Origin of the sequence: Eubacterium sp. AF22-8LB, assembly GCF_003458715.1 — a bacterium.
Taxonomy (GTDB): Bacteria; Bacillota_I; Bacilli_A; order Erysipelotrichales; family Erysipelotrichaceae; genus Holdemanella.
In genome coordinates this window covers 1-1,484 of record NZ_QRVI01000058.1, presented here as the reverse complement: position 1 = coordinate 1,484, position 1,484 = coordinate 1, and the positions used below count along the sequence as shown (strand labels likewise).

Here is a 1,484-nt window from a genome sequence, read left to right as displayed (position 1 = left end):
TTTCTTTCGAGATGCAGGTTCAAAGGCTGGAGTGCACCCTCATACAGTAAGAAGGTGGTATGACCGGTATTTAAAATTCGGATTTGATGGATTGATTCCAAAGCCACGAAATGATTCTAATCAATATCGTAAGCTAGATGGGGATGTTCAAAATCAAATTATTTATATATTGTCTGAATATCCAAAACTTCCAGCTACGATAGTCTACCAAAGACTTCTTGACACAAATACAATCGTAAAAAAAGATGTTTCTTTGTCTACAGTAAATCGATTTGTGCAGAAATATAAGGATTCAAAAGGAATCACACCTATAAAAGATATGAGGCGATACGAATGCGAACATATAAATGAAGTGTGGTGTGGAGATTCAAGTGTAGGACCTTATCTAAAAGTAGATGGAAAGAAGCAGAGGACTTATATTATTGCACTGATAGATGATGCAAGTCGTATGATTGTCGGAATCGATATATTCTTTAACGATAATTTCGTGAATCTGATGAGTGTAATTCGTGGAGCGGTCATTAAATATGGAAAACCAAAAAAATTCAACTTTGATAATGGATCCAACTACAGAAGCAGTCAGATGAACCTTCTGGCAGCACGAATTGGAACAATCATTCATTATAATCCTGCTCGAACTCCAACTGGAAAAGCGAAAATTGAGCGTTGGTTTCGAACATTGAAAGATCAGTGGATGTCACAGCTTTGTATGAATGATTTTAAAGATATTGAAGAATTAAGAAAATCATTGTTTGCCTATGTACAGGAATATAATCAACACATTCATTCATCATTAAATGGAAAATCACCGATGGAACGTTTCTTTTCAGAAAGTACATTGATTATTAGAATGTCTGATCAGGAGGTTGAACGCAGTTTTTTACTTGAAATCGAGCGCAAAGTATCTAATGACAGTGTGATTGTAATTGATGAAAAGGAATATGAAGTAAACTACAAATATCAGGGACAGAAGCTGCTGATTCGTTATTCCCCAGATTTAAAAAAAGTATATGTGGTTGATTCAATTTCGAAAGAGTTGGAACCTATTCAATTGTTAGATAAAAATAAAAATGCAACGATGCATCGACGTAAACTTAAACTAAGTGAACTTGGAGGACAATAATGAATTATACAGGAAGATATGGATTGGAAATCAACCCGTTTATAAAAAACGGAAAAGATGTTTTAGTGGAAACGAATGAATATAAAGAAGTGAAATTCAGATTAAATTATCTTCTGCAGACAAAAGGTTTTGGCGTATTGACAGGAGGTGCAGGCCGAGGCAAGACAACAAGCGTAAGACAATGGGCAAACGAATTGAATCCTGCCGCCTATAAGGTGGTATATATATCACTGTCTACAGTTACTGTTATAGAATTCTACAGACAGATGGCAATGAATCTTGGAATCGATCCATACTATAAAAAAGTCGACAACTTCCGAGCTATTCAGGCAATTATAGAAAAATATAAACGTGAAAAAAG

The 1,484-nt window shown here is 34.9% G+C and carries 2 protein-coding genes; both read left to right on the top strand.

The genetic code is table 11. From position 1 onward, the window contains the following. Positions 1 to 1,123 (top strand): DDE-type integrase/transposase/recombinase (locus tag DWY01_RS11360; protein WP_147332196.1); only part of this gene is annotated, 1,123 nt, incomplete at its 5' end. Further along, on the top strand, positions 1,123 to 1,484 hold a 362-nt coding region (locus DWY01_RS11355), incomplete at its 3' end, for an ATP-binding protein (protein ID WP_147332195.1). The genes DWY01_RS11360 and DWY01_RS11355, both read left to right, overlap by 1 nt.